Source organism: Paraburkholderia sp. GAS41 (genome assembly GCF_050436545.1).
Classification (GTDB): Bacteria; Pseudomonadota; Gammaproteobacteria; order Burkholderiales; family Burkholderiaceae; genus Paraburkholderia.
Genome location: NZ_JBNDMK010000071.1, coordinates 1 through 2,961, shown reverse-complemented (window position 1 = coordinate 2,961; position 2,961 = coordinate 1). Strand labels below are relative to the sequence as shown.

3 protein-coding genes are annotated in these 2,961 nt (G+C 60.4%); all 3 read right to left on the bottom strand.

All coding sequences use genetic code 11. The annotated features are described in order from the left end of the window. Positions 1 to 256: PAS domain-containing protein (locus P3T43_RS35520; RefSeq protein ID WP_429285650.1), on the bottom strand; the 256-nt coding region annotated here is incomplete at its 3' end. After that, on the bottom strand, positions 253 to 1,029 hold the full coding sequence (locus P3T43_RS35515; RefSeq protein WP_429285649.1) for an AAA family ATPase: 777 nt from the start codon (positions 1,027 to 1,029) through the stop codon (positions 253 to 255). The genes P3T43_RS35515 and P3T43_RS35520, both read right to left, overlap by 4 nt. Positions 1,030 to 1,250: 221 nt before the next feature. Further along, the gene (locus P3T43_RS35510) at positions 1,251 to 2,852 is read right to left on the bottom strand and encodes a hypothetical protein (protein ID WP_429285648.1); all 1,602 of its coding nucleotides are present in this window, start codon (positions 2,850 to 2,852) and stop codon (positions 1,251 to 1,253) included. Positions 2,853 to 2,961: the final 109 nt, after the last annotated feature.

The following is a 2,961-nucleotide window of genomic DNA, read 5'->3' as shown; positions in this document are numbered from 1 at the left end:
GTTGGCTCCCGTTGAGGGTCGCTCCGACCTCGTATTCGACCCTTTCGCCGTTGAGCGCGCGTTGGACGTACGGCTCGATGGCGGCAAAGTAGTCGACGTCGAGAACCTCATGGGTGAGCCGTCCCACGATCTCCTCCGGGTCCAGCCCCATCCACTCCCGATAGGTTGAGTTGGCAAACCGAAAACGTCGCTGCCGCGCGTCAAACAAGATGAGCCGGACGTAGTCATTGCCGCCGTCCACGAAGCGACTTTTCATGGTGCAGCAGCTACGTCGTCAACGAAGATGATGCGCAAATCTTCCAGTGCCGCGACGTAGTTGGATTCGTCTACCGCTTGCTCCCACGATGCGGGGCTGAGCGCAGGTCCCGATGCATCGTGGTGCATGTTGTCGTTTAGTGCGATCTCGACAGTGCGCGCAACATACTCCATCGGCAACTCCATCGTGAAATCGAACCGCGCGCGCCGGTGCGCAGCGTCAAAGGCTTCCCATAACACGACGTGCTGCTTCTCAAGGCGGAAGCCGGTGTCGAATGCGCGTTGCAGAAAATAGCGCGTGTCAGGCCAGTCACTACCGTCTGGAAAAGTGGACGCGTCGTAAGCGGCGAGCGACATCTTCAGATCGTCGGCGGCACGAAAGCCGTCGAAGCGCAACTCATCGACCATGAAACGGGACACGATCTGCGAGGTGTCCATGCTCTGCCGGAACGAACTCTTGCGGTTCAGGATACCCGGTTGACCGACCAGAAATGTGAACATCCGCACACCGCGACACTCGAGTTCGTCCTGCACGTCCCGCAGCCATTCATAGTGTTCGAGCTCAAGCCGCTGCGCCTCATCGACAAATACGATCAGTTTGTTACCGGCGGCACGTTCGACCAGTTCAGCCAGCTTATGGTAGAGGCGTAGTCGGCGCTGCAACGCCGTGCCGCTATCAGGGCGCCCATGTCGTGCCGCCTCGAGCAGCATGCCGAGAAACAGTGCCTCCGAGCGCGACGGATTGCGCGGCATGCCGATAGTCAGGACCGCCACGCGAGGCAGTTCCGGATGGAGCAGCCTGACACAGTATCGGATCGCTACGTCTTGCCCCAGCGAGTGTGTCCATAGATAACAGCGCCAGCGACGCCACGACGGATGCACTGATGCAAGCGTGAGTACATCGCCGCGATTGCCGGGGTGGGCACCATGTACATCTGGTTCGCGAGCGGATGCGCGGGTGGATCAACGGTGCGTGTCAGCGAATCAGGCATCGTTCACCCGAACAAAAAAATCTGCGTGAGCGACGGTGCGTCCGGCGTCTTCCGGGCAGGTGTTTCTGCCGCCGGCGCTTCACTTTTCACGGCTGAGACAGCGTGTGCGACATCGAGTGAAGGTAGCGCCTGGTGCGACTTCGCCCGGTCTGTCAGCATGCGCGCCAGGTCATTGGCGTGGCGTGTATGGTTTCGCGCCTGGTCCTTCTTGTAGGCAAACCACGCGCCAACGGGATCGCTGCCCTCGCGCACCGACAGCTTTCGCTGATGGATCAGTGAGAAGATTTCCTGTCGCACGCGCAGCGAATGTGGCGTAATGCACCAGGGGCACGCGGCAGTCAATACACCGAGTTCAGACCCGTCCGTATGGAACGCGTGCAGATGGCGGATGTCCTTAACGTTGAAGTAGATCCGAAGCTGCTTGCCGATCAGCCCTGCGATGCCCGACAGCACCCGGCTGTCGTAACGCACGTATTCGAAATTGATATGCGGGCGCTCGCCACGGCTTACGTTGCCGCGAATCGTGACAACGCGGGCCTCCTGAAGCAGGCACAACGCGCTGCGTCTGGCCACCGGTAGCGTTCGCAGCAGGCCGTCCTGTTTTTCGAGCAGAAAATGCATTGCCTCCAGCGGCGTACGCCCGCCCAGTCCCCCATGCGGCTCGCCATTGTGGTTACCGAGCAGCACGTCGATCACATCCTCGAGCTCGTCGAGCGTCATCATCAGAGAGGTCTTCTCGCCGACATCATTGAGCACCCGTTCGACTGCACGCGGACTGCTGCCCTTGGTGGCTCGCAGTCTGTGCGCGAAATGCGACGCGATCTGATCGAAGAAGCGCTCAATCAGCACGCGTTCGTTCTTCTGGCCCAGCGGCCCGTTGTCGGTTGTGCAACCGACGACCTGGCTCAGGCGCTCAAGTGTCGCCTTCGCGAAATGTGCCTTCGCCGCATCAAGGTGGAACGTGCCCCAGCACGCCCACGCGGTACCGGGAATCACCCCGGAGGGGAAACCTCCGCCGGGTCTGACCACCAGCGCCGGAATCTTCGAAGCGCGGGCTGTGTGTGGCATCAGGCTCACCTGCAAGGCGGCGGCAATATCGTCCTTGTTGTACTCGCGAACCAGCGCTAGCGCATAGCCAATCGCCGCGCGGGTGGCCACATCGAGGATCAGCAGGATCCAGATCCGGTGCAGCACAAGCAATGTTTCGAAACCGAACGGATCGTCGATGTGCAGTGTCAGGCGCGCATCGATCTTGTGACCGTCGAATTCGAATGCCTCAAATGGACGGGTTGCAGGTTTGCGAACGACCTCGGGATCGTCATTCCAGCGATGTCTGATCTGCTGAGCGCCTGCCGCCCGAGCCGCCGCATCGAGATTCCCGTTCGACAGCGCGCGGGCGTGACTGGCGAGCGATCGCTCACCAAGATATTTCTGGTTAAACGGATATTCGTGCGCCTGGATGCTCGCCTGCCGGCATTGCGCAAGAAAGCCTCCATGTAGGCACCACAGGTGCCGGTGAACTTTGGTGCGCTCCGAGTGCTTCCTGCTGCGCTCGGCGACCTTGCGTTCGATCCAGCGAGCGATGTCCGAATAGCGCTGCAGCAACTGGGTAAAGGCTCGGCGGCCTCAAATCTGAAGTGCAACACCTGTTTCGTATAAGGTGTTGCGATGCACGAAAGAACTCGGTATCAACAGCTTCAACCTGAGGAGCGCC